The following is a 19,670-nucleotide window of genomic DNA, read 5'->3' as shown; positions in this document are numbered from 1 at the left end:
CCCTTCATAAAAAACTTTGAAATTATTAATCAGGACTAGCGCAATTCTTCCCTTATCCATCCTACCGTTATTTAGCATAATCCGGATAATTAATACTTCTTTTAGAAATGCTGTCCCTTTAAATAAATCGCTTTTATCAACTGCTAGTACGGTTGATTAAATACTCCCATATTTCCTTCATCTCCGCCGTGTTCAAATGTTCGCTTTGCTTCGCATAAATAAGCTGCTCATAAAAGGCGGTCAATTCACTCATCTTCGTCGTGCTTAGCTGCTCATCGACACGCTTTGCGAATTGCTTTAATGTCTCATCCTGGCTGCGCTTTAAATGAATGCGCTCCAATTGTTTTAACAAAACGAAATAAGCTTCCTCAAATGTGCCGGCATTATTTAATTTTGAACGGTTCATTTGCACAGCGAGTTTTGGCTGCCATTTCCCGCGCTTTTTCCATGCCAGGATAGAGCCAATTACAATTAGCGCCAATAATCCATAAAGCAACCATTTGAATTTGGACCAGTCGATTGTACTTGAAGCATTTTTTGCCTTTTGCTGTGTGTCTTGCTCTTCCAGCTCCGGTTTTGGCGTTTCTTGTTTTTCCAGTTCAGGCAATTGCTCTTCTTCCGGTGTCTCCAAATCAACGTCATAATTAATATTCATCGGATTGCTAAAGCCAATCGTCGGCTCAAACGGCATCCAGCCAATCCCATCTATATAAGCCTCTACCCATGAATGGGCATCATTATTCGTTACTTGGTACGTATATATGCCATCTTCCGCATAAACACGTTCCCCGCTCGCAAAGCCTTTTACCCACCGCGCCTGAATGCCGACCGAACGAAGCAGTACGACCATGGAAGTCGAGAAGTTATCGCAATATCCGAGCTTTGTTTCAAATAAAAATTGGTCTACATAATCTTGATTGGCGGCAGGCACTTGCACATTTGTCGTCTCGTATTGAAAGCCGTTGCGCGCAAAGTAATCTTCCACTGCGCGTGCTTTATCATATACACTTTCATACCAGTCCGTAATTTCATGCGCCAAATCGGTAACACGCTGCGGCAGATCGTCTGGCAATTGCAAATAGCGCGGATCATTTTCCGTCGATGATAATGACTCCTTTAACGCTGTATAGCTATATTCCGGCTGCTGGAATGTCATCTCGTACGAAGCAGGCGCCATTACATCATTATTTGCAACAGCGGCAATTTTTTCATTGCCCCGATTAAATCTCAGCACACTTTGCGGATCATAAAGCAAGTAGGAAGTCGTGCCATATGCTTGCAGCAAAAAGCGATGTTCTTCCTCGACTGCCTGTACTTGCACAGATTGCGGCTCCTCTTTTCCAGGGCCTATAGAGAGAGGCAGCACATCGGACATTTCGAGCGTCTGCTGCAAAGACTCATCTCCTGTATGAATCCAGCCTTTTGATGTATAAAAATCTTTCGTCTCCACACGCCAATATTGACGGATCGGCGTTTTTATTTCGTAAACAATCGTATCGTCCCCGGCGAATGGCCCACCGAGATTTTCATCGTTATTCCCATAGCCAACCGTTGCAACGGATTGTGTAGAAGAACCGCCTATACCAGCGATTCCTTTCATATAAGGAACAGGATCCGGCCATTGTGGTTCCGCTTTTGGCAAAAATGCCGCGACAACACCAGCAATCGTCACAAAAATAATAATCGGAGCCGCAAAAACTAAATAGCTTGACCAATCTTTTTGCGTGTTGGTCGCTTGCATTAACCGTTTTATAAACAGGAGCGATGTAAGAACAAGCCCTAAAACCATTACATTAATAATGGCTAACGTACCGTCGTAATCGGTAAATGTATCAAGCGTGCCGACGAAAAACACCGTCAGCAAAAGGAAATAATAAATTGTATAGCGCACACTTACCCAATGCTGGATTAAATAAATAAGCATCCAGAGCAAGATGAAAAATAGACTTGTGCGAAGCGGATCGCTTACATATATCCACTCGCCTGCAAAAAGCGTACTTATATTATATTTTAATTCATTCGATAAAAACTGCATCGTCGTTAATGTTCCATCGCTGTATACATTGACGATAAACCAAGTGATATAAATAATTTTGATCAACCATGTGACGACAAGGGGCAATGAAAAAACACCCAGCGTCAGGCATAGCGCCATAAACACCATAAACTGGATAAAGTAGCCTGTGTCCGTCAATTCCATAATCGGCACAAGCCATTCCCGCAAAATTAGAAATATCATTATATAGTAAATAGCGAGCTCTATTTTTTCGGATGAGCTGCGTTTCATGCGTGCTTCACCTCCGCATACATTTGCTGCAGCCCGTCTACGCTTACGTAATGGACTTCATTTTGGCTGACTAGCTGCATCGGCTTTTTCTGTTCACTGACGACAAAGCAAATGATTTTGCGCGCATTTTTTGTGCCTGCATTCAGCAACTGTTGAAGCTCAGGCATAAGCTCGCCTGTTATTATGACCACAACGGAGCGGCTCATTATCTTTTGTTCCTCAAAGAGTAAACGCTCGATCCCAAACTGCGCATCCGGCTGTACAGTGACTAAATGCTGGAGCACCTTTTCAAATTGGTTGTCCGTTTTGATGATCGGCGCAAAATACCGATCAATACCGGCACTTAAAAATGAAATATCGCCGCGTTCTTTCACAATTTTAGCTATGTAGGAAGCGGTATAATCAACAACTTGCTCGAAGTTTCTTTGTACGGCGCGATCGATTAAGAGGAATGTATTTTGCGTTTTCCGATCCTCGAATTCCTTCGTGCGCAGCTCCCCGTTTTTCGCGAATGACTTCCAATGGATCCAGGAAAAACGGTCTCCCGGCACATAATCACGGACACCCGTTGCCATCGTTGTGTCTTTTATCAATGAATAGCGCGACTGGCTTGCACCTTGGTCGTATTGCATTCCAATAGGCAATACCGCAGCATCGGATATTTTCGGATACACTAAAAAAAGCTGCGGATGATTGACTTTTATTTGGCGAATCGTCCATCCGAAAAAGTCGGTGCATGTAAACTGCAACCCTTTAAAATGATGTTCTCCGCGCTTCAGTGCCTTCAATTCATATGTCCACACAAACTCACGCTTCCAGCCGACCAGAAATAATTTCGTCACATTGCCATTTGGATTTTCATAATGCCCATCATCCATCGGCAATTCCTCCACCATCATAAAAACAATCGGAAGCCAGCTCGTATTCCGGAATGTTACCGTCACTTGCACATTGCTCCCTCGCTCAATACGCTCCTTCGATAAAATGCGCGAAATCTCTTTAAAGCGAATCGGAACAACAGCAAGCAAAATTGAATAAAGCAAAAACGGCAAAATCGTAAAAAAGACAAACCAGCTAACGAATCCCCCCTGAAACATTGCATAGCAGTACGTAATAATGAGCAATGAGATGACTGTGATTAGACGCCCGCCATGCCGGAAAAACTGCTTGATCCCTTTCATTCCGGAACATACCTTTTCACAGGGACATGAACATAGCGCAGTACACTATCGATTACTTGCTCTTCCGAAATCCCTTCATAGCGCGTTTCCGGTTTTAAAATCATGCGGTGGCCGAACACGTATTTTGCTAAATATTGAACATCGTCCGGGATAACATAGCTTCTTCCTTTCATAAACGCATAGCTTTGCGCAGCACGCATTAGCGCGATGGAAGCACGCGGACTTACACCTAAATACACATTGGCATGGTGACGCGTATTTTGTGCAAGCGAGACGATATACTCCTTAATGTTATTTTCTACATGCACTTCTCTTACTTGCTTTTGTAAATCGATTAGCTGCTCAATCGTCAATACAGCGGAAATATCATCTATAGGCACCGTTTTTTCGGCACGGCGCAGCACTTCTATTTCCTCTTCCTTCGTCGGGTACCCCATTTTAATTTTAAGCAAAAAGCGGTCTAATTGCGCTTCAGGCAATGGGTATGTCCCTTCATATTCAATCGGATTTTGTGTCGCCATAACGAAAAAAGGCTTTGGCAGCTGAAGTGTTTCACCATCTACCGTAATCGAACCCTCTTCCATACTTTCCAATAATGCTGCCTGTGTTTTCGGCGAAGTACGGTTAATTTCATCAGCTAGTACGACATTGCCCACAATCGGACCTGGACGGAACTCGAATTGCAATGTTTTCGGGTTGTACACCGAAACACCAATTACATCGGAAGGCAATAAATCCGGCGTAAATTGAATTCGTTTAAAGCTCGCTCCCAAAGATTTGGAAAGTGCGCGTACCATCATCGTTTTGCCGACACCCGGAACATCTTCCAGTAAAACATGTCCGCCTGCCAGCAATGATACGATGCTTAACTCTGCAATCTCCCTTTTTCCTATCATCACTTTTTCGATATTTCTGATTATTTTCTCGATCTGCTCGTTCATGAATAGTCCCCCTAGCTGAAAATGTAGCATAATTGACACGTAGTTTAAGCATAACGAAAACAAAATGCCAGCACAACTAGTTTACTTTAGAAATGAAAAAATCACCTGCCTCATAATGTATAAGCAAGGTGATTTAAATGGATGTTTTATATGTACTTATGCGCCGATTTGAATTATTCAAGCTGCTTACTCGTGTCGAATACTGGAATAGGCGGTTTAAAGTCAGCGCCGAATCCGCGTCATACTGCATTCCTTTTATAATGTAGCGCGCCTTGTTTTGCACAAGTTTTTTCGGACGCTGCTGTTGCTTATTTTTTTGGTTTTTCCGTTGGTGCAGCTGTTCTCGCGGATCACGGAAATGATCGTGCATACCGCTATTGATCGCATCGGCAAAATGCGTATCAGACAAAATAGTGCGTGTCGAATTTCGGTAGATGCTGCTCGGAGTTGCCGCGACTCTCGAAGTCCTCACCTGTAAGCGCCCCTTTCTTCTTTTATTTTTATATCGACCCATTTGGAAATTGTTCTATAAACAAAAATATGTACGTCTCATCACTTTCACACCAGAAAAAGCTGTGCATGTAGAACAAAATTTATATTTGCCGACAGAGATTCCGGCTTTGAATTAAGTAATGAGGAAATAAACGGAGATTTTCCGGTTATTCAAAGAAAAATCCTCCATTTTCATGATTTTCAGGTTAATAAGCGGAATTTCTCCAGCTATTTAGGCTATTTTTGATTGTATTTTTTAAATAAGGGGAATTTTTCCGCCTATTTATTGGAGCGGGAATTTAAACAGATCTTTCAACTCCACCTTCATCTCAAATTAGAGGAATCAGCCTCTTTTTGACGTCTTATTGCTGCGCTTAAAATACGCCTAAATTTCGTCAGGAATTTTCAGTGCCATCCTTTAGCACGGAGGAATCTAATGGTGCGTGGAGTTGGCACGGTTTGCCTGGAGGGGGACAACAAATTCCTGCAAAGCTATCTCCAATGCCAAAAGCTATAATTTCCCGGTGGAAGAAATAATGTTTTTAGAAATAAAAATGCATCCTTGACTTAACAAGGAAAAAAGCTGTGCCGCATTATTTGCGACACAGCCCATTGTTATTTCCAAAAATCGTCAAAGACTGTAATCGGCATATGACGTTTATGCATAGAGCGTAAATAATGCCCTTCAAGCGTTTTGCGCGCTTGCTCCGGAATTTCTTTACCTTCCAGATAATCGTCAATTTGCTCATATGTTACACTGAGCGCCACCTCGTCCGGCAATGCAGGGCGGTTTTCCTCTAAATCTGCCGTTGGTACTTTTTCATATAAATGCACCGGGCAATCCAAATATTTTAATATTTCACGGCCCTGACGTTTATTCAGGCGGAAAATCGGCATCAAATCCGCGCCGCCATCACCAAATTTCGTATAAAAGCCTGTCACCGCTTCTGCAGCATGGTCTGTGCCGAGTACAACGCCATCATTCGATGCTGCGATTGAAAACTGCACTTTCATACGTTCCCGTGCTTTTTCGTTTCCTTTTGCAAAGTCGCTTAAAGTCACACCCGCATTCAATAAGGCATTCACACTTGCGTCGACCGCATCTTTAATATTGACCGTATAAATTTTAGTCGGCTGAATGTAATCGAGTGCATCCTGGCAATCCTGCTCATCTATTTGCCGCCCATACGGCAGCCTTACAGCCCAAAACGAATAGGTCGGGGCACCTGCTTCCTCATTCAGCTCATCAACCGCCATTTGCGCAAGCTTTCCCGTCAACGTAGAATCTTGCCCCCCACTAATCCCAAGCACAAATCCTTTTATGAAAGCATGCTTTTTTGCATAATTCTTTAAAAAGTCGATGGATTTACGTATTTCCTGCTCTACATCAATTGTTGGCATTACTTTTAGTTCTGCAATAATTTGTTGTTGTAACGATGACAATGTACACACCCCTTATCGTTGTTCGAGTTCCGTTACCATGTCACGCACTTCCTGAATGTTGCGCATTTTATTGTCCCAGCATTTTTGGCTTAAATCGACTGGATATTCCTCAGGATTCAATGAACGCTTATATTCATCCCATAATAGCTTCAAATTATCATGGGCATATTGGCGAATTTCAGTTAATGTCGGGTTTTCGTAAACAATTTCACCTTCGCGGATAATTTGCTCGTGCAGCTCTTTCGCCTCAAAGTTTGTTACGAATTTCGAAATAAATGTATGCACAGGATGGAACATTTTAATACGCGATTCTGCTGCCGGGTTTTCGTCAGCCATCGCAATATAATCTCCTTCCGACTTGCCGTTTTTCTTATTGATGATACGGAAAACCTTTTTTAAGCCCGGTGTTGTGACTTTTTCGGCATTTGCGGAAATTTTGATCGTATCTTCCATTTCCCCATGCCCATTTTCAATCGAAACCATTTTATAAACTGCGCCTAAAGCCGGCTGGTCATAAGCCGTAATAAGCTTCGTGCCGATACCCCACATATCAACGCGTGCGCCTTGTGCCTTCAAGTTCAATATTGTGTATTCATCCAAATCATTCGAAACGATAATTTTTGCATCCGGGAACCCTGCTTCATCAAGCATGCGCCGCGCTTCCTTTGATAAAAACGCAATATCTCCGCTATCTAAACGGATACCGATGAAGTTGATTTTATCGCCTAGTTCTTTCGCCACTTGTATTGCTGTCGGTACGCCCGATTTCAATGTGTTGTACGTATCGACTAAAAATACACAGTCTTTATGGCGTTTCGCATACGAATGGAAAGCATCATAATCATTTTTGTAAGCTTGCACTAAAGCATGGGCATGTGTGCCGGACACAGGAATATTGAACATCTTTCCTGCACGCACATTGGAAGTAGCTTCGAAACCGCCAATAACGGCTGCGCGCGCTCCCCAAACCGCAGCATCCATCTCTTGTGCGCGGCGTGTGCCGAATTCCATCGCGATTTCATTATGCACGACTTGCTTGATCCGGCTTGCCTTTGTTGCGATGAGTGTTTGGTAATTTACAATATTCAGGAGTGCTGTTTCGATGAGCTGCGCTTCGACTAGCGGTGCCTCAATTCGAACGATGGGCTCATTTGCGAATACAAGCTCTCCCTCGACCATGGAATACATTGATCCTGTAAAGCGAATTGTTTTTAAATAAGAGAGAAAATCCTCTCTATAGTTGAGTTCATCGCGTAAATAAGCGATATCCGTTTCACTGAAATGAAAGTTTTTCAAATAATTTAGCATGCGTTCCAATCCCGCGAATACCGCATAGCCATTGCCGAATGGCAACTGTCTAAAATAGAGTTCAAATACGGCTTTACGGTTATGAATTCCGTCTGCCCAATAGCTTTCCGCCATATTGATTTGATATAAATCTGTATGCAAAGCTAAACTATCATCTACATACTTTTCCTTCATCGTGAGTTCCCTTCTTCCAAAACATAATTAGTCATAGTATACACTATCTTGAATTAATTCGAAGTATGAAGAGTCCTTTTGCATATAATATATTTTTGCATAAGTAGTCGATTTCGATGGTACTATCTTTATAGTTTTCCCCAATACAACAAATAAAAAACTTCGCGAAACATGCTTTCAAGTCATTCTTCCAAAATAAAAGCAGCCGGAATAGAGCGTTTGCCCGGGACGTTATTTTGTGGCTCGCTATTTGTTATTTTGCTTTCTTTCTTCTTTCCGATTATCCTAATATATAGGAATTGATATTGAAGGAGCAGCTTATGACAGAAAAAGCCATTCACTTTAACAACGTATCCTTTGAAGTGAATCAGATAAAAATTATTCACCCTTTAACCGCCACTTTATATAAAGGTAAAATCACGACATTAATCGGACCTTCCGGCGCAGGAAAAACGACTTTGCTGAAACTTTGCAATGGGCTTATTTCCGGGACGACAGGGAATATTCAAGTTGACGGGCAGCGAATCGATACATTTGAGCCAACAGCTTTGCGGCGCAAGGTCGGTATCGCGCTTCAATCCGCACCGATTTTAAAAGCTTCCGTATATGAAAATTTGGCTCTACCCCGCAAATTGCAAAATCAGTCATTAACAAAAGAAGAGGCTTGCCGATTTTTAAACGATGTCGGGCTAACGGAAGACTTTCTTATGCGTGGGGCAAATGATCTATCAGGAGGACAGAAGCAAAAGCTTTCAATCGCGCGGACACTTGTCAACAAATCGGAAATATTGCTCCTCGATGAAATCACAGCTGCACTTGATCCGAAATCCGTTCGCGAAATCGAACAATTAATCGTTGACTTGAACGAACGTTTCGGCACGACGATTGTATGGATCACCCATGATATTGAGCAAGCGCGGAAGCTCGGCCACTATACATGGCTTTTGAAAAACGGGGAGCTCATTGAAGCGTCCGAAACAGAAAAACTTTTTACGTCGACAAATGAAGTCGTACAGCAATTTTTGGCAAGAGGTGATGACAAATGACGTACACCTCTTTATCGTTAACATTAATCTTCGTATTCATCCCGCTCATTTTATCGAAAACTTTAAAGCTCGGTCTTGAGCGCGACACAATTATTGCCACTGTACGTTCTGTTGTACAGCTACTTGCCGTAGGGTATTTGCTTCATTTTATTTTTGAATCGGACAGCCTGCTTTATATGGTGCTCATGATTTCACTGATTATTTTGGCAGCGACGTTAAATGCACGCAAAAATGGGAAGGGCATTCCGGGAATCACTTGGAAGCTGATCATCACATTCATCGCTGTCGAAGCAGTCATTATGGGGGTTTTACTCGGCCTTCAAATTATGCCAGCAACACCGAATTATATTATTCCAATTAGCGGAATGATGATTGGCAATTCGATGGTTTTATCGATTTTATTTTTAAATCGCTTTAAGGCGGAAGTCGAGGCAAACGAACATTTAATCGAACTCATATTGTCGCTTGGCGGCACCCCGAAACAAGCGATTCACCAGCAATTGATGAACGCAATCAAAGCGAGCATGATTCCGACTATCGAATCGCAGAAAACGATCGGGCTTGTGCAGCTCCCTGGTATTATGAGCGGTCAAATTATCGGTGGCTCGAGCCCTATTGAAGCCGTACAGTTTCAGATTTTGATTATTTTTGCGCTTTTGACATGTGCGACGCTTTCTTCAATTATTTTAGGCTTTTTAGTATATCCGACATTATTCAATGAACGCATGCAAAAAATCAAATCAGGAACAAAATAAGAAGGTTATACGTAATGTATGCAAATGGCGCTATGGTATAATTTTTACGAAAATGACGAATTTTAAGGAGATGTTTTTATGGCATTACGTGATTTTTTCATTTCATTATCCGAAAACCAAATGCTTAGCGATGCCGCACAGCAATACGGTTTGAAGCTTGGTGCACAAAGCGTTGTTGCAGGGACAAGCATAGAAGAGGTTATTGAAAGCATCCGGAAACTAAACGAGCAAGGCATATCTTGCACGGTCGATAATTTAGGGGAATTTGTTTTCGAAGAAGCGGAAGCCCTGAAAGCAAAAGAAGAAATCTTGGCGATAATTGAAGCAATTCATACTGAGGAATTGGATGCACATATTTCATTAAAGCCATCACAGCTCGGATTGGATATTGATATAGACTTTTGCTATGACAATTTGCGCGAAATCGTGGAACGCGCATATGAGTACGGCATTTTCGTCAATTTCGATATGGAAAATCATAATCGACTGCAGCCTTCGTTTGATATGCTGGAAGAGCTTGCAAAAACATTCGACAATGTCGGCACTGTAATTCAAGCTTACTTCTACCGGGCTAAGGACGATATCGAGCAATTCAAGGATTTCCGCCTCCGTATTGTAAAAGGCGCATATAAAGAGCCGGAAGAAGTTGCCTATCAGGACAAACTGGATATTGATATTAACTTTATCGAGCTGATCGAATACCATTTGGCGCATGGGCATTTCACTTCGATTGCAACACATGACCATAATATTATTAAGCATGTAAAATATTTCGTTGAGCAATATGATATCCCAAAAGAGAAATTCGAGTTTCAGATGCTTTACGGGTTCCGAAAAGAATTGCAGCTGGAGCTCGCGCGTGAAGGCTACCAAGTATGTGTTTATGTGCCGTATGGCAAGGATTGGTACGGCTATTTCATGCGTCGCCTGGCAGAACGTCCTCAAAATATAAATCTTGTGACAAAGCAAGTGTTCAATAAAAAGACAAATACCGTATTGGCAGTTGCTGCCGGCGCATTTATCCTCGGAAGATTAACGAAGAAGAAATAAAGAAACGCTTCGCCTACTCTATGAAAGTAAGCGAAGCGTTTTATTTATTCCAGCCTTTTTCTTTAAACCGTGCGATCGCTTCTATCCGATTGCCGACACCGAGTTTATCTAAAATTGTGGAAATATAGTTTCTTACAGTGCCGGCCGATAAATAAAGCTCTGCGGCAATTTCCTTCGTTGTCTTCCCTTCCGCTACAAGCTCGAGCACTTGACTTTCACGTTCTGTCAACGGGTTTTCGCTATCATCCTCATACACAAAATCAACAAGCTCCGGCGCATAAATGCGGCGACCGTCCATGATGATGCGAATCGAATTGACAAGCTCCTCAATCGGGCTATCCTTCAGCAAATAACCACGCACACCCGCCTTTCGCGCACGCTCGAAATAGCCTGGACGCGCGAAGGTCGTTAATATAATGATTTTGCAATCGGTGCCCCTCAATGCTTCAGCGGCATCCAAACCCGTTTTTATCGGCATTTCAATATCCATAATGCAGATGTCAGGCTTCAGGTCATTTACCATATCAATGGCCTCCTCGCCGTTTTTGGCAAGACCGACTACTTCCATATCGTCCTCCATGCTAAGCAGCGACTTCATGGCGCCAAGCAGCATGCCTTGGTCTTCCGCAATTACAATTCGAATCATTTTACGTTCTCTCCTTTTTGATGTGTGATCGCTAACGGGATTTTTAAAACAACCGTTGTGCCTTCACTACTCTCTATTTCAAGTGAACCATTTATAAATTCAATGCGCTCATGCATCCCTTTTAAACCATTGCCGCCTTCCAATGCATATGAACGTTCAAAACCAACACCATTATCCTGGATCGTCATTTTAAATTCGTCGTCGCTTTGGTAAAAATTAATACGGCAAATTGTAGCTTTACTATGCTTGACGATATTTGTTACAGCTTCTTTTAAGCACATGCTAATGACATTTTCAGCTAAAATAGGCATGTTAAGCTCACTTTTATCGCCGTTTAGCCGAAGCTTAATTTGAGCAGCTTTAAGAATTTGCTCAACCCGGTACAGCTCCTCTTCAATTCTTACAGCCCGCATATCTGCCACAAGTTCACGCACTTCTTTTAATGCGACACTAGCCGTCTGCCGTATATCCTTTATTTCCAAAATGGCTTGCTGCGGATTTTTTTCGACCAGTCTTGCGGCTAAATCGCTTTTCAATCCAATCATCGAAAGCTTTTGCCCGAGTGTATCATGTAAATCGCGTGCAATACGCTGACGTTCTTCAAATACCGTTAATTCCGAAATACGTTCACGCGCTGTTTCCAGTTCTCCTTCCAGATTTTCGCGCCGTGTTTTTGAATACAGCGTAAACGGCAGTAAAACAACCCCCAGCACATTAATGATAATGAACGGTGTTTGTGATAGAAATAAATCCAGGAAAATAAAGTATCCTCCAACGATAGATAGCACCGTAAAACCGATATGTAAACCGTACATAATATAAAATCCTACTGCTTGCCTAATATTCCCGATGAAAAATGCCGTAAACAATGACAAATACACATATCCAAATACAAGTGTCATTATAATATTGAGCACCATTTGGAAACTGATCCACATATACTTTAATCCAGGCTTTGCGCGGAATGAAAAATAGTGGCATAAAAAATAGCTTAATATTAAAATAACGCCTAAAATAATTTGCCATAAGGTGAACGATTGAATAATGAAGAAAAATGGCATAATGCAAAAGATTATCCATATATATATACTCAACATTGGACTTTTCGGAATGATACTATACCATGTTTGCATAATAGCCTCGATTCTCTTTTTTTCTTTATTCTATAATAAAACAGGTACCTCAAGCTATGATTTGAGGTACCTAATTTATTAGATGAAATTAGTTTGTGATTGTTTTGCCGCGCATGATTTCGCGCTCTGCCGCTTCTTTAAACGTAATAAAGCGGTAATTATCCGGATCGTACAGCTTGTAGCGGATCGATTCCAAGCTTGTTTTCAATGTAATCGTTGTCGCCTGCTGCAGCGGCTTAATCGATTCATGTGCATCTTCAAGCTTATAATTCGGAACACGCGGGGCTAAATGATGTACATGGTGGAAACCAATATTCCCTGTGATCCATTGTAAAATCTTCGGTAATTTATAATATGAACTGCCCTCTACTGCAGCCTTCACGTAATCCCACTCCGAATCCACCTCAAAGTATGAATCCTCATAAGTGTGCTGGATGTAGAATAGCCAAATTCCTAAAGCGCCTGCGATAAATAATGTTAAGCCGTGTACTAGTAAAAACGTTGACCACCCGAAAATTACGATAAGGGTTGTACAAATAACTAATAAAACGATGTTCGTGAAATACGTATTTAAACGCTCTTTTCGCTTAGCATCTTTTCGATTAAAGCGATTTAGTATAAGCACCATAAATAATGGTCCTAGTCCAAACATGACGATTGGGTTGCGGTATAGACGGTAACCTAAACGGCTAAGCTTTGACTTTTCGAGGTATTCATCGACTGTCAACATATCGATATCGCCAATGCCACGCTTATCCAAGTTCGAGCTTGTCGCGTGGTGAATCGTATGCTCACGCTTCCATTTTTCATATGGGAATGATGTTAAAACGCCTGTAATATTCCCGATGATGGCATTTGCCTTTTTGCTCTTGAAAAATGAACCGTGTGTACAATCGTGGAAAATAATGAATGCACGAATAACAAATCCTGAAGCAAGTACACTACATAGCGCTGTATACCATGGCGAGTATTGCAGCAATATATAGCCTGCTCCCCAAATTAATAATAGCGGCAACAATGTATTCAGTAATTGTTGAACACTAAGTCGTGTTTCCGATTTTGCAAACGGTGCAACGTCTTTTCGCAGTTGCTTCGTTTTTTCTGCATGTGTGTTTGCCATGTGTCAATCCCTCTTTCCTATAAAAATTATTAACTATATCGTATAAAAACAGGGATAATGACAACAGGCGCAAACATCATTTTTTTTTTATGACAAGTGTCATATGACCAGGTAATAATTTGACAATTTATTAATTTTCTTGCGGGCTTTCAGGTCCATCAAGATCAAGCTGGTAAAATACTAAATCCAGCCAGTGTCCAAACTTGTAGCCTGCATTGCGGATTGTCCCGCTATAATTAAAGCCTAGCTTTTCATGAATTTTAATGCTCGCCATATTTTCTTTGTCTATGCAACCAACCATTGTTTTCACATCGCTTGCTTTCGCTTCCTCAATGAGCGCATTCATCAACTTGCTCGCAATCCCTTTTTTATAGTGATCTTTATGAACATATACTGAATGCTCCACCGTATACCGATATGCCGGATATGCACGAAAACTGCCGTATGTCGCATAGCCCGCTACTTCCCCCTTGATATCAAATACAAACAGCGGCTCGCCTTTTTCCTGTTTTTGTTCAAACCATTCCATACGCTCTTCCAATGATTGCTCATTGTACATATAAATTGCCGTTGAGTGTAATATATTATCGTTGAAAATTTCCAAAATCATTGGAATATCTTGTTTTTTTGCTTGTCGAATCATCTTTGCCCTCCTGAAGACCGCAAAAGCCGCTCTACCCGTATTTTGGTAAAACGGCTGTTCACAATTACTTTTGCTTTAGTATTATTGCACCTTGGTTTTAAGATATGCTAGCTTAAAAATCGGCACTAATATGTTTATACATTGAAGTAGCGTGCGTCTGGATGCGCAAATACAATAGCAGATACACTTGCTTCAGGCTCCATCATAAAACCTTCTGTTAACTGGACACCTATTTGTTCCGGCTTCAGCAGATGGAAAAGCTTTTCTTGATCTTCCAAATTCGGGCATGCCGGGTAGCCAAAGCTAAAACGCTGCCCTTGATATTTTGCGGCAAACCGGTCACGCATCGTAAAGTCCGTCGCATCGGGGAATCCCCACTGATCACGGATTTCTTGGTGAATACGCTCGGCAAAACCTTCTGCCAGCTCAAGGGCAGTCGCTTGCAATGCGTGGCTTTCCAGAAACTTCCCTTGTTCTTTCAGCTCGCCCGCTTTTTTGCTTACACCTTTTCCTGCCGTTACGACCATTAAGGCGATATAATCCATTTCCCCGCTTCCGACCGGTTTCAAATAATCTGATAAACATAGGAATGGAGCAACTTGCTGACGCGGGAATGTAAAGCGTTGTATTTCCGTTTTCGCATCTTCCGGACTATATACGACTACATCATCCCCATCTGATTGCGCAGGGAAAAATTGATACATACCGGATGCCGACAATACATCGCTATTTAAATAGCCTTTCACTAAATCATTCAACAAAGTCGCACGTTCATCTTGAGCTGCAAGCAATTGATCCAAATTCCCCTTTAATCCTAAATGATGTCCGATTAATGTGCGCATATTCACATATGGCTGCAAATGGGCGACCGAATAATCTCGTTTAATATGTGGCACTAAATCCTTCGGCATAAATACTTGTGCATCATTCACTGTACGAACCGGCTTTTCGGCTACTGCTACTGCTGGGCGGGATGCTCGCTTTGCATCAGATTCCAGACGTTTTTCCCGCGAATCGCGCAACTCCTCCAATAGGGCATCACGTTCATTCGGATTCATTAATCGATTCGCCTGTTCCAAGCCTTGCATCGCATCTTTGGAATAAATGACGGGTCCTTCATATTGATCGGCAATTTTCGTTTCTGTAAAGCGTCGCGATAACGCCGCGCCACCAACTAAAATGGGGACATCAATGCCTGCTTCCTTGAAATCCTGTGCCGTAATGACCATCTGCTGTGCTGACTTTACGAGCAGACCCGATAAACCTATGAAATCCGGCTTTTCTTTGCGTATTGTTTCAATCAGCTGGGCCGGTGTTACTTTAATACCTAAATCTACAACACGATAGCCGTTATTACTTAAAATAATATCGACCAGATTTTTTCCGATGTCATGCACGTCGCCTTTTACAGTCGCCAGCACCATCGTCCCTTTGCTTGCACTCGTATCGCCCTTTTCCATAAACTGCTCTAAATGGGCAACGGCAGCCTTCATCACTCCAGCGCTTTGCAATACTTCGGCAACGATTAGCTGGTTATCGTTAAAGAGACGACCGACTTCCGCCATCCCTGCCATTAAAGGACCGTTAATAATGTCAAGCGGCGAATCAAATGTTTGCAGTGCATCATCCAAATCTTTAATTAACCCTTCCTTCGTGCCTTCCAATATGTAATATGCAAGACGCGCTTCAACTGTCGCGGGCAATTCCTTTACAATTGCTTCTTTCTTTTTATCACGGTAAAAATCGGTAAATACAGCCAATGTTTCATCATTCGTATTAAATATGAGATCATTCGCCAGTTTGATTTCCTCTTCCGGAATTGATGCATAGCGCTCCAGTTTTTCTGTATTGACGATCGCATAATCCAATCCGGCCTGTGTACAGTGATATAAATACACAGCATTCAGTACTTCACGGCCAACCGGCGGCAAACCGAATGAAACATTGCTTACACCGAGCACTGTTAAACAGCCCGGCAAGTTTTCTTTAATGAGGCGGATTCCTTCAATCGTTTCCTCGGCTGCTCCGATATATTGTTCATCTCCTGTGCCTACAGGGAACATTAACGGATCAAAAATAATATCCTCTGGCGACATGCCCCATTTTTCCGTCAATAACTTATAGGAACGCTTTGCAACTTCCAGCTTTTTCTCGCGTGTGACAGCCATCCCCGTTTCATCAATCGTACCGACAACAAGTGCAGCACCGTATTTCTTCACAAGCGGCATAACCGCATCAAAGCGCTCTTCTCCATCTTCCAAGTTGATCGAGTTAATAATCGCCTTTCCTTGCGAAAACTTAAGCGCCGCTTCCATTACTTTTTCATCGGTTGAATCGATTACAAGCGGCACTTTCACTTTTTTCACAACTTCCTTCATGAAGCTTTTCATATCTTCAGCTTCATCACGGTCAGGGTTTGCTAAACAAATATCGATAACATGTGCACCGTTTTTCACTTGCGCGCGCGCTATTTCAGCCGCTTCCTCAAACTTTCCGTCTATAATCAAATTTTTAAATTTTCTAGAGCCGATTACGTTCGTGCGCTCCCCGATGAATAGCGGGCGCATTGACTCATCGTATTGGAGCGGCTCAATACCCGAAACGACATGGCCATGAGTAACTTCTTTTGGCTTGCGGGGCGCATAGCCATCCACAGCCTCGCGGATCGCCTGAATATGTGCAGGTGTCGTGCCACAACAGCCACCAACGATATTTAACCAGCCTTTTTCTGCAAACCCTTGCAATTTTTTCGATAAAGAATCGGGTGTCTCGTGATAGCATCCTTCCTCATCTGGAAGACCCGCATTTGGATAACAGCTAATATAGCCATTCGAAAGCTCTGACAAAGAACGAATATGATCCGTCATAAATTCCGGGCCTGTCGCACAGTTCAGCCCTACAGATAATGGCTTAATATGCTCAATAGAAATGTAGAACGCCTCTATCGACTGTCCTGCCAATGTTGTTCCCATCGGCTCGATCGTTCCTGAGATCATCACCGGAATCTCTTTGCCAAGTTCCTCGAAAGCACGGTTAATCGCTATCGTTCCTGCCTTTACATTAAGCATATCCTGTGACGTTTCAAGCAATAGCAGATCGGAACCTGCCTCAATTAGCGCTTTAGCCTGTATATAAAAGTTCTCCTCAAGCTCCTCGAATGTAATCCCGCCTGTAACGGATAATGTTTTTGTCGTAGGCCCGATTGCGCCTGCAACAAAGCGCGGCCAGTCTGGAGTTGAAAATTCGCGTGTAGCCTCCAATGCAATTTCTACAGCTTTCGTATTAATCTCGATCGCTTTATCCCCTAAATCATACTCATTTAATACGAGTGGCGTCCCACCAAAAGTATTCGTGCAAATAATATCTGCCCCTGCCTCTAAATAGGCGCGGTGTATTTTCCCTAATACATCCGGTCTTGTCAGCACTAAGTTTTCATTACAGCCGTCCAACTCTTCGCCGCCGAAATCTTCGTATGTTAAGTTTTCAGCTTGAAGCATCGTCCCCATGGCGCCATCGATGATACATATTCTTTTTTGCAATTGCTCATGAATCGGGTGGTTATACATTTGACTGAACTCCTTTATTTTCCACATCATATTGTTTTACATATTCCATTAATTCAAGCGTCATATCATAGCGTAAAAACGGAGTAATTAAATAAATTCCATTAAAATATTGGCACGCCGTATCGAGCAGCTCTTTTGCAATGGCAATTCCTTCTGCCGTTGCCGCTTCTTTATCTTCGCCGCATGCTGCCATTCGCGCCAACACCTCGTCCGACAGTTTAATGCCTGGTACTTCGTGGTGCAGAAATTCCGCGCTGCGCGATGATGTAAGCGGCATAATCCCAATATAGATCGGTGTGTCCAAATGCTTTGTCGCATTATAAATTTCTATAATTTTTTCTTTTGTGTAAACCGGCTGTGAAATGAAATAATCTGCACCATGCTCGATTTTTTTCTCTAAACGGGCGACTGCTCGATCCAGCACACGCACATTCGGGTTAAATGCGGCAGCCACTGAGAAGTTCGCCTGTTTGCGCAATGACTTCCCTGTGAAAGATCCCCCTTTATTCAATTGCTTAATAAGTGAAATAAGCTCCATCGATGAAACATCATACACACTAGTCGCCCCAGGGAAATCACCCACTTTTGTCGGATCCCCTGTCACAACCAGAATATCATGCAGTTCCAGTGCATCAAGCCCCATTAAATGCGATTGAAGCCCAATTAAATTCCGGTCACGGCACGTTAAATGCGGCAACGAACGAATCCCGTGCTCCTTTAAAATAGCAGCCATCGCAATATTGCTTATACGCGGCGAAGCAAGTGAGTTGTCAGCCATCATAATGACATCGGCTCCCGCTTTTGCCAGTTGTTTTGCCCCTTCAACAAATCCATCAATTTCTAAATGACGCGGTGTATCAAGTTCCACAATGACAGAGCGCTCACGTTTTGCTTTTTCGTGGAGCGGTTCTTGCTTACGTGGCTCCGGAACACGGACAAATTGTGTATGCCCGTGTTTCTCTTCCTTTGTTTCAATTGGCTTTACTTTCGCCAAACGCTGCTTTACCGCTGCAATATGCTTAGGTGTCGTTCCACAGCAACCACCAATTAAGCGGACACCTTGATTGACAAGTTCAACGGCTGCACGTGCAAAATAATCCGTTTCCGATTCATATACTACCCGGCCGTCTTCTATATCTAAAAGCGAAGCATTGGGGTATGCCGATAAAAAGGCCTTTTTCGGCAGATTCACCCCTTCAAATGCCTGAATTGTATGATATGGTCCCAATCGGCAATTGCTCCCGACAATATCTGCGCCTAATCTTTCAAGATCATGAAGCGCTTCATTGAATGTCATTAAATTTTGGAGCACGCCCGGCTCCTGCATCGTCACTTGTGCAATAATCGGCAAATCCGTCATCGCACGCAATAGATAGACACAATGCGAAAGCTCTTCAAAATCATAATACGTCTCCAATAAAAATCCGTCTGGTTCACCGGCAAGCAACACCTCTGCCTGCTCTTGAAATGCGGCTAATATTTCGTCCAATGTCGCATCGCTTTTGCGGATGCCGCGAATACCGCCAACCGTCGCCAAAACATATTGCCCTCCTGGAGCAGCCGCACGTTTTGCGATCTTCAATGCGGCCTCATTGAATTCCTTTACACGGTTTTCATAGCCATAGCGCGCAAGCTTGATCGCATTTGCACCATATGTATTTGTCTGGATAATATCTGCACCAGCAGCAATATATTCACCATGGATTTTTCCGATAATTTCCGGGCGTGCAATATTCATCTCCTCATGACAATAATCCAGCCCGTATGAATAAAGTAATGTTCCGATGGCGCCGTCTGCCGTTAAAACACGCGTTTTTAAATCTTCTCGTAATCCCATTGCTTTCACTCCATTATTTACAGTATTTTCAGTCAACTAACAATACGA

General features: G+C 42.6%; 15 protein-coding genes. 3 read left to right on the top strand and 12 right to left on the bottom strand.

The features are described from left to right. Positions 1-136: 136 nt before the first annotated feature. The 6 genes from ACTHOQ_RS12750 to ACTHOQ_RS12725 all read right to left on the bottom strand — a co-directional run bounded on the left by ACTHOQ_RS12750 (position 137) and on the right by ACTHOQ_RS12725 (position 7,826). On the bottom strand, positions 137-2,287 hold the full coding sequence (locus ACTHOQ_RS12750; RefSeq protein ID WP_440496527.1) for a transglutaminase TgpA family protein: 2,151 nt from the start codon (positions 2,285-2,287) through the stop codon (positions 137-139). Then, a complete protein-coding gene (locus ACTHOQ_RS12745; RefSeq protein WP_440496526.1) occupies positions 2,284-3,468 on the bottom strand; it encodes a DUF58 domain-containing protein in 1,185 nt (394 codons plus the stop codon). Before ACTHOQ_RS12745 ends, ACTHOQ_RS12750 begins: the two co-directional genes overlap by 4 nt. Then, positions 3,465-4,409 (bottom strand): AAA family ATPase, encoded by a 945-nt coding sequence (locus ACTHOQ_RS12740; RefSeq protein WP_440496525.1) that lies wholly within the window; start codon positions 4,407-4,409, stop codon positions 3,465-3,467. The genes ACTHOQ_RS12745 and ACTHOQ_RS12740 overlap by 4 nt, the downstream gene beginning before the upstream one ends. 133 nt (positions 4,410-4,542) lie before the next feature. Further along, on the bottom strand, positions 4,543-4,881 hold the full coding sequence (locus ACTHOQ_RS12735) for a hypothetical protein (RefSeq protein ID WP_440496524.1): 339 nt from the start codon (positions 4,879-4,881) through the stop codon (positions 4,543-4,545). 635 nt (positions 4,882-5,516) lie between these two features. Then, entirely contained in the window at positions 5,517-6,344 is an 828-nt protein-coding gene (gene nadE / locus ACTHOQ_RS12730) for an NAD(+) synthase (protein WP_440496523.1), read from the bottom strand. A gap of 12 nt (positions 6,345-6,356) precedes the next feature. Beyond that, entirely contained in the window at positions 6,357-7,826 is a 1,470-nt protein-coding gene (locus tag ACTHOQ_RS12725) for a nicotinate phosphoribosyltransferase (RefSeq protein ID WP_440496522.1), read from the bottom strand. Between the two features lie 320 nt (positions 7,827-8,146). Between ACTHOQ_RS12725 and ACTHOQ_RS12720 the strand changes: the two genes are divergently transcribed. The 3 genes from ACTHOQ_RS12720 to ACTHOQ_RS12710 all read left to right on the top strand — a co-directional run bounded on the left by ACTHOQ_RS12720 (position 8,147) and on the right by ACTHOQ_RS12710 (position 10,677). Next, positions 8,147-8,872 carry an ABC transporter ATP-binding protein gene (locus ACTHOQ_RS12720; RefSeq protein WP_440496521.1) on the top strand — a complete coding sequence of 242 codons (726 nt, stop codon included), beginning with the start codon at positions 8,147-8,149 and terminating at the stop codon, positions 8,870-8,872. Beyond that, positions 8,869-9,627, top strand: a complete 759-nt coding sequence (locus ACTHOQ_RS12715; protein ID WP_440496520.1) for an ABC transporter permease — start codon at positions 8,869-8,871, stop codon at positions 9,625-9,627. Before ACTHOQ_RS12720 ends, ACTHOQ_RS12715 begins: the two co-directional genes overlap by 4 nt. Positions 9,628-9,705: 78 nt before the next feature. Beyond that, a complete protein-coding gene (locus tag ACTHOQ_RS12710) occupies positions 9,706-10,677 on the top strand; it encodes a proline dehydrogenase family protein (RefSeq protein WP_440496519.1) in 972 nt (323 codons plus the stop codon). 40 nt (positions 10,678-10,717) lie between these two features. On the opposite strand, the gene ACTHOQ_RS12705 is transcribed toward ACTHOQ_RS12710, so the two are convergent. From ACTHOQ_RS12705 to ACTHOQ_RS12680, 6 genes are all read right to left on the bottom strand, one after another. After that, on the bottom strand, positions 10,718-11,323 hold the full coding sequence (locus ACTHOQ_RS12705) for a response regulator (RefSeq protein WP_440496518.1): 606 nt from the start codon (positions 11,321-11,323) through the stop codon (positions 10,718-10,720). Continuing rightward, positions 11,320-12,456, bottom strand: a complete 1,137-nt coding sequence (locus tag ACTHOQ_RS12700; RefSeq protein WP_440496517.1) for a sensor histidine kinase — start codon at positions 12,454-12,456, stop codon at positions 11,320-11,322. Before ACTHOQ_RS12700 ends, ACTHOQ_RS12705 begins: the two co-directional genes overlap by 4 nt. A gap of 88 nt (positions 12,457-12,544) precedes the next feature. After that, positions 12,545-13,576, bottom strand: coding sequence for a Delta(5) desaturase DesA (gene desA / locus ACTHOQ_RS12695; RefSeq protein WP_440496516.1), 1,032 nt, complete (start codon positions 13,574-13,576; stop codon positions 12,545-12,547). 130 nt (positions 13,577-13,706) lie between these two features. Continuing rightward, positions 13,707-14,219: a GNAT family N-acetyltransferase gene (locus ACTHOQ_RS12690; protein ID WP_440496515.1), complete on the bottom strand. Its 513-nt coding sequence runs from the start codon at positions 14,217-14,219 to the stop codon at positions 13,707-13,709. 134 nt (positions 14,220-14,353) lie between these two features. Continuing rightward, the gene (metH, locus tag ACTHOQ_RS12685; protein WP_440496514.1) at positions 14,354-17,785 is read right to left on the bottom strand and encodes a methionine synthase; all 3,432 of its coding nucleotides are present in this window, start codon (positions 17,783-17,785) and stop codon (positions 14,354-14,356) included. Then, positions 17,778-19,622 carry a bifunctional homocysteine S-methyltransferase/methylenetetrahydrofolate reductase gene (locus ACTHOQ_RS12680; RefSeq protein ID WP_440496513.1) on the bottom strand — a complete coding sequence of 615 codons (1,845 nt, stop codon included), beginning with the start codon at positions 19,620-19,622 and terminating at the stop codon, positions 17,778-17,780. Before ACTHOQ_RS12680 ends, metH begins: the two co-directional genes overlap by 8 nt. Positions 19,623-19,670: the final 48 nt, after the last annotated feature.

This window comes from Solibacillus silvestris (genome assembly GCF_051967575.1).
Classification (GTDB): Bacteria; Bacillota; Bacilli; order Bacillales_A; family Planococcaceae; genus Solibacillus; species Solibacillus silvestris_B.
The sequence above is the reverse complement of the archived record's forward strand: the minus strand, read 5'-3'. Positions and strand labels throughout refer to the sequence as shown.